Origin of the sequence: Moritella marina ATCC 15381, from assembly GCF_008931805.1 — a bacterium.
Classification (GTDB): domain Bacteria; phylum Pseudomonadota; class Gammaproteobacteria; order Enterobacterales; family Moritellaceae; genus Moritella; species Moritella marina.
Genome location: NZ_CP044399.1, coordinates 3,369,176 through 3,389,801 on the forward strand (window position 1 = coordinate 3,369,176; position 20,626 = coordinate 3,389,801).

Sequence of the window (20,626 nt, forward strand, 5' to 3'; positions counted from 1 at the left end):
TGCCACATAACGTAAGCACCAAAAAGATAGCATAAAAAATCCGCTCACAGCGGAACGGATTTTAAATTTAGTTAATCAAACACTCATTGAACGTATGTGATCATACTATTTTGCAATGGCTACAGCCACATTTTTTGGCGAGCGCATTGCAACAATCGATACTACGATAGCAAGAGCGGTAGGTAATACCCAAGCTAAACCTTGATCGAATAGTGGTAAAAATTCAAAACCACTCATCGCTAAACCAGCGACTTTAAGACCATCTAACACACCAAACATGAACGCAACAACCATCACTAGGCGGAATGCAAACTGTGGGTTAGGAAAGCGTTCTTGTAATAAGATAAGTGCAACAATCGCAATCGCAATTGGATATACCGCAAATAATACCGGCACAGAGATGCTGATAAGCTGTGATAAGCCCACATTCGCAACAATCGCACAGACAACGCAGTTAATCACAACAAGCATTTTGTATGACCATTGTGGCTTCAATTCATGGAAGAATTCAGCAACCGCACTTGCTAGGCCTACAGCCGTTGTTAAACAAGCTAAGGTAACCACAGCCGCTAAAATATACTGACCAGGCATACCGAATAGTGCTTGTACATAAGTCGCTAAGATCATGCCACCGTTTACATCAGCACCTACTGCAATCAATGATTGGCTTGTAGCTCCTAGGTAGAATAGTGAAATATAAACAAACGCCAGACCCGCAGCAGCAATTGACCCGGCCATCACTAAGTACTTAAATTGACTAGCCTTATCTGTTACGCCTTTGCTTTTTAGCACGTTGATAATCAACATACCAAACATCAGTGAGGCAAACGTATCCATGGTGTTATAACCTTCAAGGAAACCTTTCGTAAATGGGCTATCAACATACGCTTCACGTGCAATGCCTATTTCACCTTGTGGCATAACAAATACTGCAATCGCTAGCACAGTTAATAGCACGATTAATGCAGGCGTTAAAATCTTACCAACATTATCAATTAATTTACCTTGGCTTAACGCAAAGTAAGCTGTAATGATAAAGAAAGCGACAGAGTACAACGCCAGTGTCGTTTCATTTGCAGCATCACCAAGGAAAGGTTTAATACCCATTTCATAAGCAACAAGACTGGTTCTTGGCGCTGCGAATGCAGGGCCTATGATGATGTAAATCGCTACAGCAATCGCAGTTGCCGCCATTGCAGGTAAGAAGCGCGTCATGGTAATTAAACCACCACCCGCTTTTGCGACTGCGATTATCGTAATAAGGGGTAAACCAACTGCTGTCGCTAAGAAACCAAACATTGCAGGCATAAATGATTGCCCAGCAAGATTACCTGCTAAAGGTGGAAAGATAATGTTGCCTGCGCCTAAAAAGAACGCAAACGTCATAAAGCCGATGGCTAAAACATCAGCTGTTTTTAATTTGATAGTCATAATACTCTCTACTTAAATAGTCTCTGCTGCGATATTGTTGTGTGTTCATTTATTCACTTCTTCCTTGAAGCAAGCATGGAGAAATTCCTCCCCTAGCCGGTGTAGCACAAAGTATTATAATTATGTTCTTGTAAAGAATTTTGTATTAGCCACTCACCCATTAAAGACCGATACTAACAATCTGGTCATTAAGTGCAAGCGTAAATCCCAAATGTGCTTAGTGGAATTACATTTTTAAATAAAATTCTTTAGTGATCTCTTGGTAATCTTTAGAATAACAACCATCAGGTTCATGGATCGTAAGGGATTTATTTTCCAGCTGTGCATCACCACGACGGATACGCATGAGCATGCGTTTGAAAGGTTTTTTAGGGGTAGTTTTTATATTTAGACAAGTTAAGCTTAGACTACCTAATTGTTGGCAATAAGAAGTCAACTCACAACCCGATTCATAAGGCAGTACTAAAGCAATGCAACCATTTGGCGCCAACAGATTCAACGCATAATCAACCAACTCTTGATGCGATAAACTACCTGTATGCCTTGCTGTTTTTCTTGCGTCATCAGCAAACGCTTGGCCGTGGATAAAATAAGGAGGGTTAGAGACGATAAGATCAAAAGTAGCAGGTTCTGCTTTATCAGTTTGACCCAACGCTTGCAAAGCAACATGTTTCACTGCAATTGAAGATGGCCATGGTGAGTTATCAATATTACGTTTAGCTTGTTGACACGCAGACGCATCAATATCAATTGCTATCGCCTGCATATTACCCTGACAACGTTGTGCTAACATCAGGCTAATCAGACCGGAACCAGTACCAATATCCAATACCTTTAACGGCGTTGGAGATGAAGAATTCACATCAGCCCAACCTCCGAGTAAAATACCATCAGTCCCCACTTTCATCGCACAATCTCCATGTGAAACATGAAACTGCTTAAAACTAAAACCATCATTTTTATTTATCACTGACTACTCAACCATCTTAAATATAACAACACGGTATATCATTTCAGTATGACTCCGCCGTGCGAGGTAACACTTTTGAACGTGAGAACGGGATCATTTCATGCATAGAAAAATCATTATCTAAAATAAGTTCCAATTGTTCATTTAGTGGTCGCCATGGATCGTAATTGAAATAGAGGTAAACCCCATAGCCTACGTCATGCTCTTTTACTTTTGTTGCTTCAACACCAAATTGCAATAACGGGATCGGTGTATAATCCAAGCCAGCAGTCAATTTATGACTATTATTTGTGGGGTCGTAATCATCATTTATTTGAATATTATCCCCAAAGAAATACTCAAACGAACTATGGAATTGGAGCGTAGGAGTAATCGCACCTTCTGCACGAATATCCATGCTATTGACCAGATCATCTTCTTCACCAGTACCCGACACTGGAAAATAAATATTCGATGAAAGATTAAAGACATAATTTGGATCATCGTACTTAGTACCGACAGATAAACGCTGCTCACCGGAACCCGCCTCCATGTCCCAAAAGGCATTAACGCCAACACCAATGAGACTATCTTCAGGTAAGATACCAATACCATTCGAGATAAGAATATCGTCATTTTTGTAATCAATATTTGCTTGCCATACTAAATCATCAGTAAAAACATTATCGACGACATAGTCAAAGCCAGGATTATTAGCCAAAGAACTACCGTGACGCTCATAATCATCATAGTTACTCTGTAACAGCAAGCCGAAACTGAGCTTAGAATAGAGCGGTCTTGTAAATTCAAACGCTTCAAATTCAGGTTCTTGAGGATCTACAGTTGGCGGTGTTGGTTTACGTTGTTCTTCTCCACCAACATGCCCACGCTTTTTTCCCCAATAACCGTCATTGGAAATTTTACCTTCGCTCTCGGAATAATACTTATCTTCTGCAGCAACAATTGATGTCGCGAAAGGCAAAAGTAATATTGCAAAAAACAATGATACTGCAGGAAGTGAAGCACGTAAGCGCATGAAATAATAACCTTAATCTAAATAGTGATAAGTAAATTCGAATTGTTAACCATGAATATAGCGCTAAGATACCAAAAATATAGTTACCACGCGAGTCTATAGCATTAATAATTATTATGGTTAAATAGTCACGCAGCTCCCCTAACGAGGAGACTAATTAAAACAATAAATCGCCAACACTTCAGCATTATAATAATGATTTTTTCAACACTAGAGTAGAAAACCAATACCTTCTAGGGCTCATATCTGCCATAATAGCTGATTAGCGATCAAAAAATTTGACGTGTCATTGTGTAAAAACAGCAATTGATAACCTCATCCTCCTTTTTAACCTCTTGTTATACGGTGTTTTATGGACTTCGAAAGTCTCGATCTAGACCCTGAATTAATTGCAGCACTTACTGAAAATAATCTTGTTAAACCAACATTGATTCAACAGCAAGTATTGCCAACTGCCATGGAAGGTAGAGATATCCTTGCATCTGCACCGACAGGTACAGGTAAAACGCTGGCATTTTTATTACCAGCTGTTCAGCATCTTCTTGACTTTCCACGTCGTGAATTAGGCCCTGGACGAGTACTTATCTTGACGCCAACGCGTGAACTCGCAAGTCAGGTATTCCAACAAGCTAAAATGCTAGCTGCCTATACAGATCATAAAGTATCTATGGTAACGGGTGGTGTTGATTATGCACTACACGCTGAAGTATTAAAAAATAGCCTTGATATTGTCATCGCTACACCGGGTCGCTTATTAGAATATATCCGTCGTGATGCATTCGAATGCGCCGCGGTTGAAGTTCTGATCCTAGATGAAGCAGACCGTATGTTAGATATGGGTTTCTATGATGATGTGAAAAAAATCACTGATGAAATGACGCGCCGTCAACAAACAATGCTATTTTCTGCGACGCTAGAAGGTCGTGGTATTGAGCGTTTTGCTGAAGAACTATTAAAAGAGCCAGCTGAATTTACAGCGAATCCTTCACGCAAAGAAAAAGCAAAAATTCATCAACTGATGCACTATGTTGATGACCATGCACACAAACAAGCGTTACTGGTACATTGGTTACGTGATGAAGCTACAACACGCTCTATCGTTTTTGTTAAAACCCGTGAACGTTTAGCTGATTTAGTAAGCTACTTACAGTCTCAAGGGATCCCGTGCGCTTATTTACGTGGTGAAATGGACCAAGCAAAACGTACTCGCTCACTGAATCAATTTAAAAATGATAAAGTAAAAGTACTGATTGCAACAGACGTTGCCGCTCGTGGTATTGACGTTCAAGATGTAAGCCATGTATTTAACTTTGATTTACCGCGTAGTGCTGAAGTCTATGTTCACCGCATTGGTCGTACAGCACGAGCTGGTAAAAAAGGTACTGCGATTTCATTAGTTGAAGCGCATGATCTACGTATTTTTGGTAAAATTGAACGTTACACAGAAGAGACGATCAAACGTCGTGTTATTCAAGGTTTGAAGCCAAACAATAAGATTGCGGTATCAAAAACCAAGAAAAAAGCGAAAGTAGCAGCAACAGGTAAGAATAAAGTATCTGCGAAAGCGAAATTGAAAGCTAAAAAACGTACTAAGAAGAACAAGAAAAAATAATCAATCGTTATGAAGTAGTAACTTAAATAATGATTAATCATTAAGGCGCTAAATTTATTTAGCGCCTTTTTTGTATCTCGAGATCGCTAATGATGAGTTGATGAGGATAAGAGATTAATAAAAAGAGTGTTCCGAGAAGTGCAGCCATGAGAGAGTCACTAGATGTCAGTGATTAAATGGGATTTATTTCATTACAGATATAGAAAAGGCGACACAATGTGTCGCCCTAAAGTCTCTATATCTCAATCCATGAAACGCGTAGCAACCCTGCTAAATCCTGACTCTATTTATTCCGTTAAATTTCCACTTTCCAATCCGTCGGAGTGTCCTTTTGCCTTCCTAGCACAATAAATCCATCCTGATTTATTTCTGTGTTACATCCTGTAACGTAATCCTTTGGTCTTCGTCCTGAAGCTGTCCTTGTGTCGCATCCTGCAACTTAATCCTTTGTCTTCGTCCTGAAGATGTCCTTGTGTCGCGTCCTGCAACTTAATCCTTTGTCTTCGTCCTGAAGATGTCCTTGTGTCGCGTCCTGCAACTTAATCCTTTGTCTTCGTCCTGAAGATGTTCCTTGTGTCGCGTCCTGCAACTTAATCCTTTGTCTTCGTCCTGAAGATGTCCTTGTGTCGCGTCCTGCAACTTAATCCTTTGTCTTCGTCCTGAAGATGTTCCTTGTGTCGCGTCCTGCAACTTAATCCTTTGTCTTCGTCCTGAAGATGTCCTTGTGTCGCGTCCTGCAACTTAATCCTTTGGTCTTCTTCCTGAAGCTGTCCTTGTGTCGCATCCTGCAACTTAATCCTTTGGTCTTCTTCCTGAAGCTGTCCTTGTGTCGCATCCTGCAACTTAATCCTTTGTTCTTCTTCCTGAAGATGTTCCCGCCTCGTCCTTGTGCTTATAAATATACGTGATTAACGCCCAGCAACAAGCGAGTAAAAATGATTAAATTACATCAATTTACAAGCGCCAAACACAACAACCAGATAAGTTACTGATAAATAAAGATATAATTTATTTTTTAGAGTGTAAGACTAGACATAACATCGAGATAGACCCCCTCACTTAATGACGATATCCCGCCATCTGAATAGTCGATGTCTTACATGCATAAAATAGCCTTGCCAGTAGATTATATTGTGAATGAAAAATACACAGAACATACCCAAATTAAAGTTGTAACAGTTAAAATTTTGCAGTAAATAATTTTGTTAAAAATAAACATACCATTAACATCTATGCGTTTTAGTGTATTTGTGCTAATTTATTTTCTAATATTTTGCATTTGGGATAAAGTGATGAAAACACGGATTACAGAACTATTTGGCATTAAGCACCCCATCGTCTTACCTGGTATGAGCTGGATATCAAAACCAGAACTTGTGGCCGCAGTTTCCAATGCTGGCGGACTCGGAATTCTAGCAACAGGACCATTAAGCCAAGAAGAAACCCGCGCTGCCATTAAAGAAATCCGAGAGCTCACTGATAAACCCTTTGGTATTGGCGCAACACTGCTGATGCCAGGTGCAAAAGAAAATGCCAAAGTCGGCATTGAAGAACAAGTACCTGTGATTAATTTTTCGTTAGGTAAAGGTGACTGGATTGTCGAGCAAGTTCACGCTTATGGCGGTAAAGTCATTGCGACAGTCGTAAATGAAAAGCACGCTAAATCAGCACAGTCTATTGGTGCGGATGCTTTAATGGTGACAGGCCACGAGGCAGCTGCGCATGGTGGTGATGTGACATCGTTAGTACTAGTACCTGCGATTGCTAGTGCAGTTGATATCCCCGTGATAGCGACAGGTGGTTTTGCTGATGGCCGTGGCCTTACTGCAGCATTAGCATTAGGTGCTGATGGTGTGGCAATGGGTTCGCGTTTTGCAACCAGCCAAGAAAGTGCACTACACAATGACGTTAAACAAGTCATTACCACGAAATCAGAAAACGATACGATCTACTCTAAGAATTTTGATGGTCTTTATGCCCGCGTCTTAAAGACCCCAGCCTCTATTAAAGCAACCAAGAAACCAATGAACTTTGCGTTAGCATTATTCAAATCAGTGAAAGCCGCTAAAATGGTCGATTTACCATTTTGGAAACTGATTGCAGGCGTATTCGTACAGTTCGACAAGATAAAACAGCTATCTTATTTTGGTGCGGCAACAGAGAAATTAGAAGCTGCTACGATCACAGGAGACCTAACAACAGGCGTGCAGTTTATTGGTCAATCACAGGGGTTAATCAACGATGTACCTAGCGTCGCTGTGATCGTCGAACGTATAATGGCCGAAGCTGATGATGTGATTAATAAGTTAGCTAGCCAATCGTAAGACGAGCTAAGATAATAAAAAAGCGATAAGGACACATTACACGCCCTTATCGCTAAAGTAACAAACTAGTTGATACCGCCGATTATGCCGACCAATCAGAGAGTGCTTTAAGACTGAAACTTTGCGCGCCAACACGCATAATAACCTCATTTTGTAATATCTCTAAAATCTCCACATCATCACTTAACCAACTGCCTTCGCGTAAATCTCGATTATTTAAACGCACACTTCGATTGTTCCGTTTTGACGAATATACATGTGAGCTATAACTGATATCTGGAATTTGCACGCGCAAATGCGTCGGTAAGTCCGCAATAGGTACAGCGTTATAACTCTCTGGCACCTCATTAACAGGCACGCTATCATCATCACTTGTCGCTGTTAACGCTCGGTTAAACTTAGCTAGTAACTCAGCAGACACTTCCTCATGTGTTAATTCATCATTCATCGCCAATTGCTCAGAACCACGATCAAGTTTCGAGTTATTGCTCACGATTGGTATCACTTTCATCGCAGCTTGCTTAGCCGAATATAATGGGGCTACCTGCTGCTTGGGTACTATAACCACCGATAACGGATGTTCAAATTCAATATCGGCTAACTTTAAAATAATCAGCGGGTCAGTTTGTTCAACGCCTGTTGAAATAGCGGTATTCGCAAATATTGGATTAACAAATAACAGCGAGATCCCAAATGCACTAGCAACCAAACCGCCCCTGAATAAGCGCGATGCTTTAGCGTCTATAAATTTCATTTATCCTCCGCTATATGTGTCGCCACACTCAGTTTAGGCACAGTACTATCAGCATAATGCACTATCGTCATCATGGTTTGCGGGCCAACAATACCATCTGCAGTTAATCCTGATTGCTGTTGAAAACGCATTACCTTTTGCATTAACAGCCAGTCAAACTTTGAGCCTGATAAAGTGTCTTCACCAAGTGCCGCACTAATATTTTTGTCTAACCAACGTACTAACTCACCTTTATCATTTTGTTTTAAACTATTTCTAAACCGGCTTGGCGCAGTCCAAAACAAAGTAAAATCACCCGTCCAGTTTTTTTCAAACCAAGCTTGGCTTACTAGTAAATGACTATTGCTAAGTTGTAATTCGACGCCCAACGGCGTAATACTCAGCAATGTCGCGTAATAGGCTTCGCCTAAATTATCTAGCAAACGAACAACCGCAGGTAAGTTATATTGCACCAATTGAGCATAATTCCCCTGGCGTTGTAGACAACGTAACTTAGCATATTGTGCATTACGACAACTCGCCTCTTCCAACGTAATGTCATAACCCCACTCTTTAAATAAAAATTGTGTGGCGGCGTTACCTTGTCGAGCTGATTTGATGTCTGAAGATAGCGCTTTATCTGTCATGACTTGATTATTAGCCACAACCGCTAAATCATCATGACCCTCATTGCCTAATTGCGCAATACTATCACCGCTACTTGCAACTTCCGTGGCGGTGATAACTGGGGCTATAATTGGTATTAGCTCATCATGTTGTACAACGGCTACGTTATCTTCAGTCTGATTTAATAACCCTAATTGAAAGGCTGCAACAACGCCCCCGAGGCATAATATGCCCACAAGTAGCGAGATAGTCGGCGCTGTTTTTTTAGCTTTCACAGGCGTGGAGATCGCGACTGTTTTTACTGCAGCGAGGACATGCTGTGGACTGATTTTGTCTTCTCGGGTCTTAAACGCATAATACAGTGATTTATCACAAACCAGATTCACTAACCGCGGTACCCCTTCGGTATGCTGGTGAATACGTTTTAATATCTTGCTGCTAAATAACCCCGGATTACCCGAAGCAATGCTTAACCGGTAAGCCACATAACTCGCCAATTCCAACTCGGTTAAAGGCAGTAAATGATAACGTGCAGTAATACGCTGAGCCAGTTGACGTAACTCTGGTTGTTTTAGTTTTTGCTGTAATTCCGGCTGACCAATCAGCACAATATGGAGTAATTTTTTATGATTAACATCGAGGTTGGTTAATAACCGCAACTGCTCTAATGCCGCTGTCGATAATAGTTGTGCCTCATCGATAATCACGACACAGGATCTATCTTGTTGGCAATTAGCTAATAAATAATGATGTAACAAATCAAACAGCATTTTTAAGCTCAAATTATGCTTATCATAATCAAGCTTAAATTCATCACATAAGGTCGCTAATAATTCTAATTCGCTGACTGCTGGATTATGGATATACCCCAGTACTGTCGTTTTCGTAAGTTCTTGTATTAAGGCTCGCGACACAGTGGTTTTACCTGTACCAACCTCACCCGTTAGCATGATAAAACCACCCGCACCTTGTAACCCATAGGTCAGATGTGTCAGTGCTTCTTTATGCCTGTCGCTCATAAAAAAGAAGCGGGGATCAGGGGCAATAGAGAAAGGCATCTCTTTTAAATGAAAAAACTCAGTATACATCTATGATTATCATCCTATGATTGAACCTTCACGTTAATAGCTAGACAACAAAATGTCAAAAATAGGCGATTAAAATACCACTTTATTCATGCATTAAGTTAGCTAATCATCAACATAGGTATAATTATGACAATTAAAGTAGTGTAATAGTCACGATTGCATTTAATACTTAAATTCAAGACAGCAAAGATCGAGTTTCTAAACCGTTACGGTATAATTAATCAATACCAACAGTGATATCCAAGTCATCATTAACGTAAATATCTGCAAGCCATTATTAAAGTAAAGTAACAGGGGTTGTTTAGTGCAAATATATTTAGTCGGCGGTGCAGTCCGTGACAAGCTATTATCCTTACCGGTAAAAGACAAAGATTTTGTGGTCGTTGGCGCAACACCAGCAGACATGCTTGAGCAAGGCTATCAGCAAGTCGGTAAAGATTTTCCGGTATTCTTACACCCAAGTACTAAACAAGAATACGCTCTAGCACGTACCGAACGTAAAAGTGGCTCTGGTTATACTGGCTTTACCTGTTATGCAGCGCCTGACGTCACGCTAGAACAAGATCTCGTGCGTCGAGATTTAACCATTAATGCCATGGTCGAAGACGAAAATGGTCAAGTCATCGATCCACTCAACGCCCGCGCTGATTTAGATAACCGTGTATTACGTCATATATCTGCAAGCTTCAGTGAAGATCCGCTCCGGGTATTACGTGTCGCACGTTTTGCTGCTCGTTTCCATCGTCAGGGGTTTACCATTGCCGATGAAACGCTGCTCTTGATGCAAGCCATGACCCAAGCGGGAGATCTTGCCGAGTTAACCCCTGAGCGAGTATGGCAAGAAGTAGAAAAAACCTTATCTGCTGCGAATCCTGAAGTGTTCTTTAAAGTATTAAAAGATATAGGTGCATTAGCGGTTATTCTACCAGAGCTGGATAACCTTTTTGACCTCGCCGTTATAAGCAGCGATGAAGACAACGACGACAAAAATAACAGCAATCTAGGCCTACAAGCATTAAGTCTGTTAAAAAACACCGCGTTACTATCGTCTAACTTAGCGATCCGATTTGCCGCAGTCATGCAAAACCTCGGGGAACAGCAGGCTAATATTAAAGCCTTGGCTAAACGTTGTAAGGTACCCAATGAACATCGTGATCTGGCAATACTCGTCAGTGCCCAGCAAGCTCATATCCACAATGCACTAACATTAACACCAGCAGCAATAATCAGCCTATTCGATAATACCGATGCATGGCGTAAACCCGAGCGTTTCCAGCAGATATTACTCACTTGCTCGAGCAGTAAAAGCAAGCAACTCGCAGATGCTTATCAGCCAACCCAATATCTGACTAACATGCTCAACACCGCATGCGACATCGCCGTGCAACCGATTATCGCGGCCGGGTTTCGTGGGCCAGAGATAAAACAGCAATTAACCTTACAACGTATTAGCGCGTTAACGGCATTACGTGCTTAATAGGTAATTAAATCGGTAAATAGGTAGATCGCAAGATCAAAAAAGGCTGTTACCACAGGTAACAGCCTTATCTCAGACCGAAAGACTAAATCGCTTGAGTATAAATTAAATAGAACAGACCCGCGCCTAACAATAAACGATAAACAACAAACGGGAACATGCCTAGTTTTTCTAGCACTTTCAAAAATACGTGAATACAAGCAACGGCACTAAAGAAAGACACGATCACACCAAGACCCATTGCAAACCAATCAACCGGACGTACCGTCGTAATCACTTCACCAGCGTTCAGAGCCTCAACAACATCACCATGTAGCACTAATTTTAGCGTTAAATAACCACCCGCCATCGCAATGATTGGAATTGACATTAAGAATGAAAAACGCGCAGCTGCACTTCGGCTTAGTCCTAGCATTAAGCCCGCAGTAATGGTCACGCCAGAACGTGATGTACCAGGAATTAGCGCCAGCATTTGCGCAAAACCTATGATTAGAGCCCCTTTCCAACCTGTTTTGTATTCATCTTTAATTTGTGTGGCATTGGCATCTGCCCACCATAATAATAAACCAAAGATAATCGTTGTTGTCGCGATAACGGTGGTACTACGTAGGTATAACTCAATTAAATCTTTACCAAAGAAACCAAACAGCGCGGCCGGTATCGTCGCTAATAAAATACACCATGCAAGCTGACTGTCTTGAGTGTGTTCACCTTTAAACATAGAACGCACCCAAGCAACGGCCATCGTGCCAACTTCTTCACGAAAATAAATAAGTACTGCTAATAATGTACCGATGTGCACAGCAACATCAAAAGCCAGACCTTGATCCTGCCAGCCTAATAATTGTGACGGTAAGATAAGGTGAGCAGAACTTGATACTGGTAAAAATTCAGTTAATCCCTGAATCAACGCCAGTACGATCACTTCCAAAGTACTCATTCATGTTTCCTTTATTGTTAGATGATGTTTATTGTTAAAAATAAAATAAATAATACCAATAACTGTAAAGCGAATACTAATCAGCTCCGCCCTACCGAGATTGGTACCTTATCGTTTAAACTAGCTCAGTTATTGCTGGCCATTGCCACTGTGCTAGTGCCAATACCTGGGTTGATTTATCAAAGTCACGCCATAACGCAGCCATCGTCATACCCGATTCTGGGTGACATAGATCCGGCGCTAACTCCGCAAGCGGCCATAATACAAACGCATGATAAAGAATTTCAGGACGAGGTAAAACTGGCGATTCAGACTGGATAACGTTATCAAATAACAATAAATCCAGGTCCAAGGTTCGAGGTGCATAACGACGATCCGTCGCTTTACGTCCATGTGTGATTTCAAGATCTTTTAAACACTGCATTAATGCAGTAATCGATAACGATGTCGTAAACTCCACCACTAAATTGTAATAGTTATCACCCGTACAATTAACCGCAGCACTTTCGAAAATAGATGAAACACGACAATTATCAAACATGATATCCAGATCTTGCAGAGCGTTCGCAACATTCACTTCTTTATTAATGTTACTGCCAACGCCGATATGCACTAAAGCCATTACGCTAACGATCCGTCACGTTCACCACGTTCAATGTAGACACCAACGGTTGCAGCATTGGCAACGGCGCCAGGTTTACTCAATTTTAAGCTGATCCAAGGAATACCAAAGGTTGTCATTAATAGCTCAGCTACTTGCTCGGCCATTGTCTCAACTAATTCAAAAATATTGCCTTGTGCAAAATCAGTAACCACTTTCGCGACGGCTGAATAATCCAATGCTTTGGTGATATCATCCGTCAGTGCTGATGGGCGATTATCATGTGCCATCTGCAGATCAAAAACTAAACGCTGAATGATCTCTTTCTCCCAATCATATACACCGATTGTGGTAAAAACTTCCAATTTTTCAATAAATACAATGTCCATGAGCTCGTCCGTAATAAACTTGATAGAGGTCGGATACCCTCGCGAATAGAAAACGCGTATGATAGGTTTCTCAATTTTATATATATCGATAATAAACTACATAATTGTCAACCTTGTGGCTGCACGCAATTTATTAATCGCTATAATCATGCAATAATACAGCAAACCTAGAGAAGAATTAATCAGTAATGACCCTATTGAGCTTAATCTTTATCATTTTCGCCTATCTGCTAGGTTCCATTTCTTCAGCAATCCTAATTTGCCGACTATTTCGCTTACCTGATCCACGGAAATACGGTTCACTCAATCCAGGTGCAACCAACGTATTACGTTCAGGCAATAGATTCGCAGCCGGTTTAGTACTCTTTTTTGATATGCTCAAGGGTGCATTACCCGTCTGGTTAGCTTGGTATTTTAATATTACGCCTTTTTACCTCGGACTTATCGCCATTGCCGCTTGCCTTGGTCATATCTATCCTATTTTCTTCCATTTTCAGGGTGGTAAAGGGGTCGCAACTGCCTTTGGCGCACTATTAACGATTGGTTTTGATTTAGGTGCATCCATTGTCGCAAGTTGGTTATTATCTTTAGCAGTAACAGGCTACTCTTCAGCTGCAGCTATTTTTACCGCGCTCTTCGCCCCGATCTATACCTTAATATTTAAAGCCCAATATACCCTGCCAGTGGCGATGTTATCTTGCCTTATTATTTTACGTCACTACGACAACATCATGCGTTTGTTCCGTGGTGAAGAAAGTAAGATTTGGCACAAAAAGAAAAAATAGTCGCAGAGACAATTTACTAAAAGTTGATGCAAGCGATTGTAATAGCTGACTAATGGGTCAACTAAATGTGATTGTACTTACTCAGTCTATAATATTGTACTCAACTTGGCGCTTGATTGTATTTAGTTAATTCAATTCAAAATATAAACAGTCTGTTGATGAATTTTTTATGAAAAAATCGACACAATGAATTAATTTTCAGTTAGAATGCCCCCCATCTGCGGTACGTTATATATCTAGAACACTTTAGCAAGCACATGCGGCATAAAGTCAGTAGGTATAGAAGGGATATAGTGCAGGATGTTTCCGTAAGAGGCCACAGTGACCTTTTCCGAAAACATCCTTCTATAAAAATGTACTTTGAGGTAATCGTAAAATGGACAACGCTCGACCTATTCGCCGTGCACTTATCAGTGTGTCTGATAAAACTGGTATTGTAGAATTTTCTCGTGGCCTAGTAGAACAAGGTGTCGAATTATTATCTACGGGTGGTACAGCTAAGTTATTAGCTGAGAATGACATCCCAGTAATAGAAGTTTCTGACTACACAGGACATCCAGAGATGATGGATGGTCGTGTAAAAACGCTGCATCCAAAAGTACATGGTGGCATTCTTGGCCGTCGTGATATTGATGTTGATGTCATGTCAGAGCACGGTATCAATCCAATTGATATTGTAGTTGTTAACCTTTACCCATTTGCCAACACAGTTGCCAATCCAGATTGCAGCCTTGCTGACGCCGTTGAGAATATCGACATCGGTGGTCCAACAATGGTTCGCTCTGCAGCTAAAAACCACAAAGACGTAACGATTGTCGTGAACGCTAGCGATTATGACCGCGTATTAAGTGAAATGTCTGCAAACGATACTTCTCTAACACACAAAACTCGTTTCGATCTTGCTATTGCTGCATTTGAGCATACTGCTGCTTATGACGGTATGATCGCCAACTACTTCGGTACTATGGTTCCAAGCTACGGTGACAACACTGATGGCGATGAAGAATCAAAATTCCCACGTACATTTAACTCTCAGTTTATCAAAAAACAAGACATGCGTTATGGTGAAAACAGCCACCAACAAGCCGCATTCTATGTTGAGAAAAACACCACTGAAGCATCTGTTGCTACGGCGAAGCAGTTACAAGGTAAAGCATTATCTTACAACAACATCGCTGACACAGACTCTGCATTAGAATGTGTGAAAGAATTTGATAAACCAGCTTGTGTTATTGTTAAGCATGCAAACCCATGTGGTGTTGCAATTGGCGACGATATCTTAACTGCTTACGACAGTGCATTTAAAACTGACCCAACGTCAGCATTTGGTGGCATTATTGCTTTCAACCGTGAACTTGACGCAGTAACAGCACAAGCAATCGTTGACCGTCAATTCACTGAAGTGATCATTGCACCATCAGTAAGTGCCCAAGCAAGTGCGATTGTTGCAACCAAGAAAAACGTACGTTTGCTGGAATGTGGTGAATGGACAACGAAGAACGGCGAATTCGACATTAAACGTGTTAACGGTGGTGTATTAGTACAAGACCGTGACCGTGGCATGATCAGCCTAGATGATTTAACAGTGGTATCTGAACGTCAACCTTCAGAGCAAGAACTGACTGATCTACTATTTTGCTGGAAAGTAGCAAAGTTTGTTAAATCAAACGCGATTGTTTACGCTAAAGACGGCGTAACAGTGGGTGTTGGAGCAGGCCAAATGAGCCGTGTTTACAGTGCTAAAATTGCGGGTATCAAAGCAGCTGACGAAGGTCTAGTTGTTGAAGGTTCAGTCATGGCATCTGATGCATTCTTCCCATTCCGTGACGGCATTGATGCTGCAGCGGCGGCGGGCATTAAATGTGTTATCCAACCAGGTGGTTCAATCCGTGATAATGAAATTATCGATGCGGCTAACGAACACGGTATGACCATGATCTTCACAGGCATGCGTCACTTCCGTCACTAAGCCTTTAGGCAGTGCACATAAGTTAAAATACAGTAAGCGTGATGACACACACTGCGCTTACTGTACTGCTCTCATTCAATTATAAATCTTGTTAAGTATCTTAGAGTACCGCCAAGATTAGCGCATAAAGTAAAAGGAATAACAGCATTATGAACGTATTAATTATTGGTGGCGGTGGTCGTGAACACGCCCTAGGTTGGAAAGCGGCTCAGTCTAAAAATGTTGAAACGGTATTTATCGCACCGGGTAATATTGGCTCTTCACTCGAAAAAAAATGTAAAAATGTACCAATCCAAGTGGAAGATATTCCAGCATTGGTTGCATTCGCAAAAGAAAACAACATCGAGTTAACCATTGTAGGCCCTGAAGTACCATTAGTACTTGGCGTTGTTGATGCGTTCCAAGCCGAAGGTTTAGCTATCTTTGGTCCAACTCAAGGCGCAGCGCAACTAGAAGGCTCAAAAGCATTCTCGAAAGATTTCTTTGCTCGTCACAACATACCAACAGCGGCATACCAAAACTTTACTGAAATCGCACCAGCAAAAGCCTATGTAAGTAAAATGGGCTGCCCTATCGTGATTAAAGCAGACGGTCTAGCGGCAGGTAAAGGCGTGATCATCGCTGAAACCGAAGCACAAGCATTCGATGCGATTGACGATATGCTTGAAGGCAATAAATTTGGTGATGCTGGCGCACGTGTTGTTGTCGAAGAATTCCTAACTGGCGAAGAAGCAAGTTTCATTGTCATGGTTGATGGCGAGAATATCCTGGCGCTAGCAACAAGCCAAGATCACAAAGCCCGTGATAATGGCGATAAAGGACCAAACACAGGTGGCATGGGCGCTTACTCTCCAGCACCTGTGGTAACACAAGCTGTGCATGATTTTGCAATGAACGAAGTTATTCGTCCTACTGTTGATGGCATGAAAGCAGAAGGTAATACCTACACAGGTTTCCTTTACGCTGGTCTGATGGTTGCACCTGATGGCACTGCTAAAGTACTTGAATATAACTGTCGTTTTGGTGATCCAGAAACACAACCTATCATGATGCGTTTGAAATCAGATCTTGTTGAACTTTGTCTTGCAGCATGCGCAGGTAAACTAGATACAGTAGAAGCTGATTATGACGAACGTGCAGCAGTTGGTGTTGTGATTGCGGCTGGCGGCTACCCTGCTGATTACGCAAAAGGCGACATCATTAGCGGCCTACCAAAATCTGACTCAACAGAAAGCAAAGTTTTCCACGCTGGTACCGCATTACAAGGCGATAATATCGTGACTAACGGTGGCCGTGTACTTTGTGCAACCGCACTGGGTAACACAGTAACGGAAGCGCAAGAAAATGCTTACAAGCTAGCGGCACAAATCAAATGGCAAGGTGCTTTCTACCGTACCGATATTGCTTACCGCGCCATTGCTCGTGAAAACAAAAACAAATAATTCGCATTATATGTGGTTATAATTTTATAAAAAATGAGCAGCCTAGGCTGCTCATTTTTATTGCTGTATTACCTATCCTAATGGGTATTTAATTTCGCTGTTTATTTAACTTTAGGCGGAAATTTCACCAAAATACTCTTTACTACGTCGGCCACTAACTTATCCATCTCAGCCGCATCCGTCGATTCTGGTAGGCGCTTACTACCAATACCACGCCAAATTAATTCTAAGCTCTTCGGATCAATCACATCGATAATAAGACTGCCTTGCTGATATTCATCAATACGCGTTTCTGTGTGCGCACTCAAAGACATACCACGGTGACCATAACCTACGCCCCAACCCCAACTAGGCCCGTAACCAGAATAATTATCGTAAGTACGAATATCTGTTTTCTTTTCAGCGGTAATACTGTAATTGATATAAAAATCAGCCGTGCTAGCAAAGTTAAAACCTTGCGCGACTAATTGCTTATCAATCGCTTTAGTTATACGTTCATCCATTATACGATTATTCAGATACGCACTTTCTTTTTCAACCACAGCCGATTCAGGCAACCAATTAAAGCCGTTTAATCTGCTAAAGTCAGCCTCTTGATCATAATCAGTGCTCACACTAACGCTTGAACACGCTGTTAGCGCCAAACTAAACAAGGCTACCAAGTAACCTTTTTTATTCATCAAATATCGAGTTTTCATAAACACTCCTATTTTCACATCCAGGGTTAATGAAATAAAAAAGGCGACTCAATCGCCGCCTTTCATAGTATGATTTTAAGATTAAAAATCGGTGACTATTATAATTTATTTAGAATTTCATCCGCTAACAACAAATCATCATTTTGGTTCACGCCAATACCTGCCGCTACAATCGCCTGTGCAATTTGCTTCGCTTCATCTAACGAATGCATCTGGTAAGTACCACATTGATATTCGTTTAATTCAGGAATAGCATTTTGATCTTTTACTGTTAATACATCTTTCATCGCCGCTAACCAAGCATCAGCAACTTGTTGCTCTGTAGGTGCGCCAATCAAACTCATGTAAAAACCAGTGCGACAGCCCATTGGCGACAGATCAATAATCTCAACCGTTGCTGAATTAAGGTGATCACGCATAAAACCAGCATAAAGATGCTCTAAGGTATGAATACCTTTCTCACTTAAAATCTCTTTATTTGGTACACAGAAACGCAGGTCAAAGACAGTTATAGTATCTTTGCTTGGCGTCGCCATTGTCTTAGCGATACGCACTGCAGGTGCATTCATGATGGTATGGTCGACCGTAAAACTATCCAGTAATGGCATTATTAACACTCCGTTGAAATAATTTAATAAACAATAATAATTTTATGAACCATTGCTTAATGCTGTAGTCAGATTAGGTGCAAGAGTTGTTTTTTCATTTTTTGGGAGCCCTATTTAGGCTCCTTTTTTTTATCTATTTTTCAACTTTTACAATTATTTATGAACCATAACTACATCCTGTAGTCAGATTAAGTGCAAGAGTTGTTTTTTCATTTTTTGGAGCCCTATTTAGGCTCCTTTTTTTTATCTATTTTTTAGTATTAGAAAAATAGTCAGCTAAAAACGCATCAAAATCAACCGTATCAGCGGCTTCTATTTGCTGTTGCTGTGCAACGGAATCACGCTGCACCTGGTTGAAGTAAGCTTCATCCCAATGCTCATAATCTGTCGCAACCAATTCCATTTTATATTTATTCGCTAAATTTAAAATGAAATCATTATGCTCCAAACCTTGTGCTTTCATTGCTGCAAGTACCTGACCTGATAATAATGCATCAGGGGTATTAATTAATACTTGTTGAGCAGTAACAGCATCTGCGAAATGACTCGCCGCGGTATTCGTCGCTAACTCGGCACCATCTAATAACTGTGCAACCTGCTGTACTTCAGCAAGAATATAAGTCGCAGCATCAGTCAGTGCTTGAGGCTTATCATCTAACATTAATGTTAAACCAGGTTTACGCCCTTCCATCACTACTTTCGTACTGTTGTCACGGCATACAGCCATTTCTTCAGCCGTCATCGGTGCAGAGGGTTGCAACACCATCCAAACTAATAAGCTATCTAATACTGACATTTGCGCAGTCGTGATACCCGTAGCTGTAAATGGATTGACATCCAAAGAACGAATCTCAATGTATTCAATACCACGAGCAGCAAGTGCTTCAGACGGTTTTTCACTTGATTTAGCTACGCGTTTAGGGCGAATAGGTGCATACAATTCATTTTCGATTTGTAGCACATTGTCATTCAACTGACGGTACTCACCATTCACCTTAATACCAATATCCGCAAATTCTGGCGCTTTGGTTTTAATCGCTTTTTTCAAACTATCTGTATATTGGTCTAACGTATTATGGCAAATAACTAAATCGTCTTGCGCATTATTGGTATAACCCATATCACTCATGCGTAATGACGTTGCATGTGGCATGTATATCGTATTCTCACCTAATGATGAAAACGACTTTTGCTTTTCAGTAGGTAAAAACGAACGGTTTAACGCCGGTGATGCACCAAATAGATAAGGTACTAGCCAACCAAAGCGATAAAAGTTACGGATCAGCCCCATATAACTATGCGAAATAAAGTCTTGTAACTCGCCAGTTGCACCTTTGATATCGTACAACTTTTCCCATAGTGCCATTGGTAATGACACATTATAATGCAAGCCAGAAATAATCTGCATACTGCTACCATAACGGTGTTTTAAACCAATGCGGTATGTATGCTTCATTTTACCGGTATTCGATGAACCGTATTTCGCGAGCGGTATATCGTTTTCATCATTAACCTGACAAGGCATGCTTGAAGGCCAGAATAACTCGCCATCCATGTTTTTAGCCACATGGCGGTGAATATCACTCAGCTGCTGTTGCGCTGTTGCCGCACTATCGCTAACAGGTGTAATGAATTCCAATAAGCTTTCAGAATAGTCTGTGGTAATGTGCTGATGACTTAACGCCGAACCAAACGCTGCGGGATGATCGCTCTGAGATAAATCTCCGGCTTCATTTACGCGTAAACACTCACGTTCAATACCGCGAGCAATGCCGTTTAGGGACTGTATATTGCTTGGCTCTGATAATGTCGAGATCAGAGATTCAAATGTAACGTTCAAATTAAATCCACCAATGAACTATATAAAAGTAGCACCTTAAAGATAGCACTCTCTGTGAGACTATCTTTAAGGGTAAC

General features: G+C 41.1%; 17 protein-coding genes. 6 read left to right on the top strand and 11 right to left on the bottom strand.

The annotated features are described in order from the left end of the window. Positions 1-105 precede the first annotated feature (105 nt). From brnQ to FR932_RS15120, 3 genes are all read right to left on the bottom strand, one after another. Entirely contained in the window at positions 106-1,431 is a 1,326-nt protein-coding gene (gene brnQ / locus FR932_RS15110; RefSeq protein WP_019441741.1) for a branched-chain amino acid transport system II carrier protein, read from the bottom strand. Positions 1,432-1,657: 226 nt separating this feature from the next. Continuing rightward, positions 1,658-2,401: a tRNA1(Val) (adenine(37)-N6)-methyltransferase gene (locus FR932_RS15115; RefSeq protein ID WP_240532412.1), complete on the bottom strand. Its 744-nt coding sequence runs from the start codon at positions 2,399-2,401 to the stop codon at positions 1,658-1,660. A gap of 43 nt (positions 2,402-2,444) precedes the next feature. Next, positions 2,445-3,416 carry an inverse autotransporter beta domain-containing protein gene (locus FR932_RS15120; protein ID WP_019441743.1) on the bottom strand — a complete coding sequence of 324 codons (972 nt, stop codon included), beginning with the start codon at positions 3,414-3,416 and terminating at the stop codon, positions 2,445-2,447. A 352-nt stretch (positions 3,417-3,768) separates the two neighbouring features. Between FR932_RS15120 and srmB the strand changes: the two genes are divergently transcribed. Both srmB and FR932_RS15130 read left to right on the top strand, forming a co-directional pair. Continuing rightward, the gene (gene srmB, locus FR932_RS15125) at positions 3,769-5,028 is read left to right on the top strand and encodes an ATP-dependent RNA helicase SrmB (protein WP_019441744.1); all 1,260 of its coding nucleotides are present in this window, start codon (positions 3,769-3,771) and stop codon (positions 5,026-5,028) included. A 1,292-nt stretch (positions 5,029-6,320) separates the two neighbouring features. Next, positions 6,321-7,352 carry an NAD(P)H-dependent flavin oxidoreductase gene (locus FR932_RS15130; RefSeq protein WP_019442282.1) on the top strand — a complete coding sequence of 344 codons (1,032 nt, stop codon included), beginning with the start codon at positions 6,321-6,323 and terminating at the stop codon, positions 7,350-7,352. 82 nt (positions 7,353-7,434) lie between these two features. Here the strand turns inward: FR932_RS15130 and FR932_RS15135 are convergent, their stop codons facing one another. Together FR932_RS15135 and FR932_RS15140 are read right to left on the bottom strand one after the other, a co-directional pair. Beyond that, positions 7,435-8,106 carry a general secretion pathway protein GspB gene (locus tag FR932_RS15135; protein WP_019442283.1) on the bottom strand — a complete coding sequence of 224 codons (672 nt, stop codon included), beginning with the start codon at positions 8,104-8,106 and terminating at the stop codon, positions 7,435-7,437. Beyond that, positions 8,103-9,800 carry an ExeA family protein gene (locus FR932_RS15140; protein ID WP_019442284.1) on the bottom strand — a complete coding sequence of 566 codons (1,698 nt, stop codon included), beginning with the start codon at positions 9,798-9,800 and terminating at the stop codon, positions 8,103-8,105. The genes FR932_RS15135 and FR932_RS15140 overlap by 4 nt, the downstream gene beginning before the upstream one ends. A gap of 304 nt (positions 9,801-10,104) precedes the next feature. Here FR932_RS15140 and FR932_RS15145 point away from each other — a divergent pair, with 304 nt between their 5' ends. Next, positions 10,105-11,277, top strand: coding sequence for a multifunctional CCA addition/repair protein (locus tag FR932_RS15145; protein WP_019442285.1), 1,173 nt, complete (start codon positions 10,105-10,107; stop codon positions 11,275-11,277). Positions 11,278-11,362: 85 nt separating this feature from the next. Here FR932_RS15145 and FR932_RS15150 read toward each other — a convergent pair whose 3' ends face one another. From FR932_RS15150 to folB, 3 genes are all read right to left on the bottom strand, one after another. Beyond that, a complete protein-coding gene (locus FR932_RS15150; protein ID WP_019442286.1) occupies positions 11,363-12,217 on the bottom strand; it encodes an undecaprenyl-diphosphate phosphatase in 855 nt (284 codons plus the stop codon). A gap of 115 nt (positions 12,218-12,332) precedes the next feature. Further along, positions 12,333-12,839: a 2-amino-4-hydroxy-6-hydroxymethyldihydropteridine diphosphokinase gene (gene folK, locus FR932_RS15155; protein ID WP_019442287.1), complete on the bottom strand. Its 507-nt coding sequence runs from the start codon at positions 12,837-12,839 to the stop codon at positions 12,333-12,335. Then, positions 12,839-13,207, bottom strand: a complete 369-nt coding sequence (folB, locus tag FR932_RS15160) for a dihydroneopterin aldolase (protein WP_019442288.1) — start codon at positions 13,205-13,207, stop codon at positions 12,839-12,841. Before folB ends, folK begins: the two co-directional genes overlap by 1 nt. A 188-nt stretch (positions 13,208-13,395) precedes the next feature. On the opposite strand from folB, the gene plsY reads away from it, so the two are divergent. The 3 genes from plsY to purD all read left to right on the top strand — a co-directional run bounded on the left by plsY (position 13,396) and on the right by purD (position 17,403). Next, the gene (gene plsY, locus FR932_RS15165) at positions 13,396-13,992 is read left to right on the top strand and encodes a glycerol-3-phosphate 1-O-acyltransferase PlsY (protein WP_019442289.1); all 597 of its coding nucleotides are present in this window, start codon (positions 13,396-13,398) and stop codon (positions 13,990-13,992) included. A gap of 376 nt (positions 13,993-14,368) precedes the next feature. After that, complete coding sequence (gene purH / locus FR932_RS15170) at positions 14,369-15,961, top strand: bifunctional phosphoribosylaminoimidazolecarboxamide formyltransferase/IMP cyclohydrolase (protein ID WP_019442290.1); 1,593 nt, start codon at positions 14,369-14,371, stop codon at positions 15,959-15,961. A gap of 149 nt (positions 15,962-16,110) precedes the next feature. Then, the gene (gene purD, locus FR932_RS15175; protein ID WP_019442291.1) at positions 16,111-17,403 is read left to right on the top strand and encodes a phosphoribosylamine--glycine ligase; all 1,293 of its coding nucleotides are present in this window, start codon (positions 16,111-16,113) and stop codon (positions 17,401-17,403) included. Between the two features lie 101 nt (positions 17,404-17,504). Here the strand turns inward: purD and FR932_RS15180 are convergent, their stop codons facing one another. From FR932_RS15180 to gshA, 3 genes are all read right to left on the bottom strand, one after another. Beyond that, on the bottom strand, positions 17,505-18,101 hold the full coding sequence (locus tag FR932_RS15180) for a DUF4136 domain-containing protein (protein ID WP_019442292.1): 597 nt from the start codon (positions 18,099-18,101) through the stop codon (positions 17,505-17,507). Between the two features lie 98 nt (positions 18,102-18,199). Further along, positions 18,200-18,709, bottom strand: a complete 510-nt coding sequence (luxS, locus tag FR932_RS15185; RefSeq protein ID WP_019442293.1) for an S-ribosylhomocysteine lyase — start codon at positions 18,707-18,709, stop codon at positions 18,200-18,202. Between the two features lie 247 nt (positions 18,710-18,956). Continuing rightward, a complete protein-coding gene (gshA, locus tag FR932_RS15190) occupies positions 18,957-20,549 on the bottom strand; it encodes a glutamate--cysteine ligase (protein ID WP_019442294.1) in 1,593 nt (530 codons plus the stop codon). Positions 20,550-20,626: the final 77 nt, after the last annotated feature.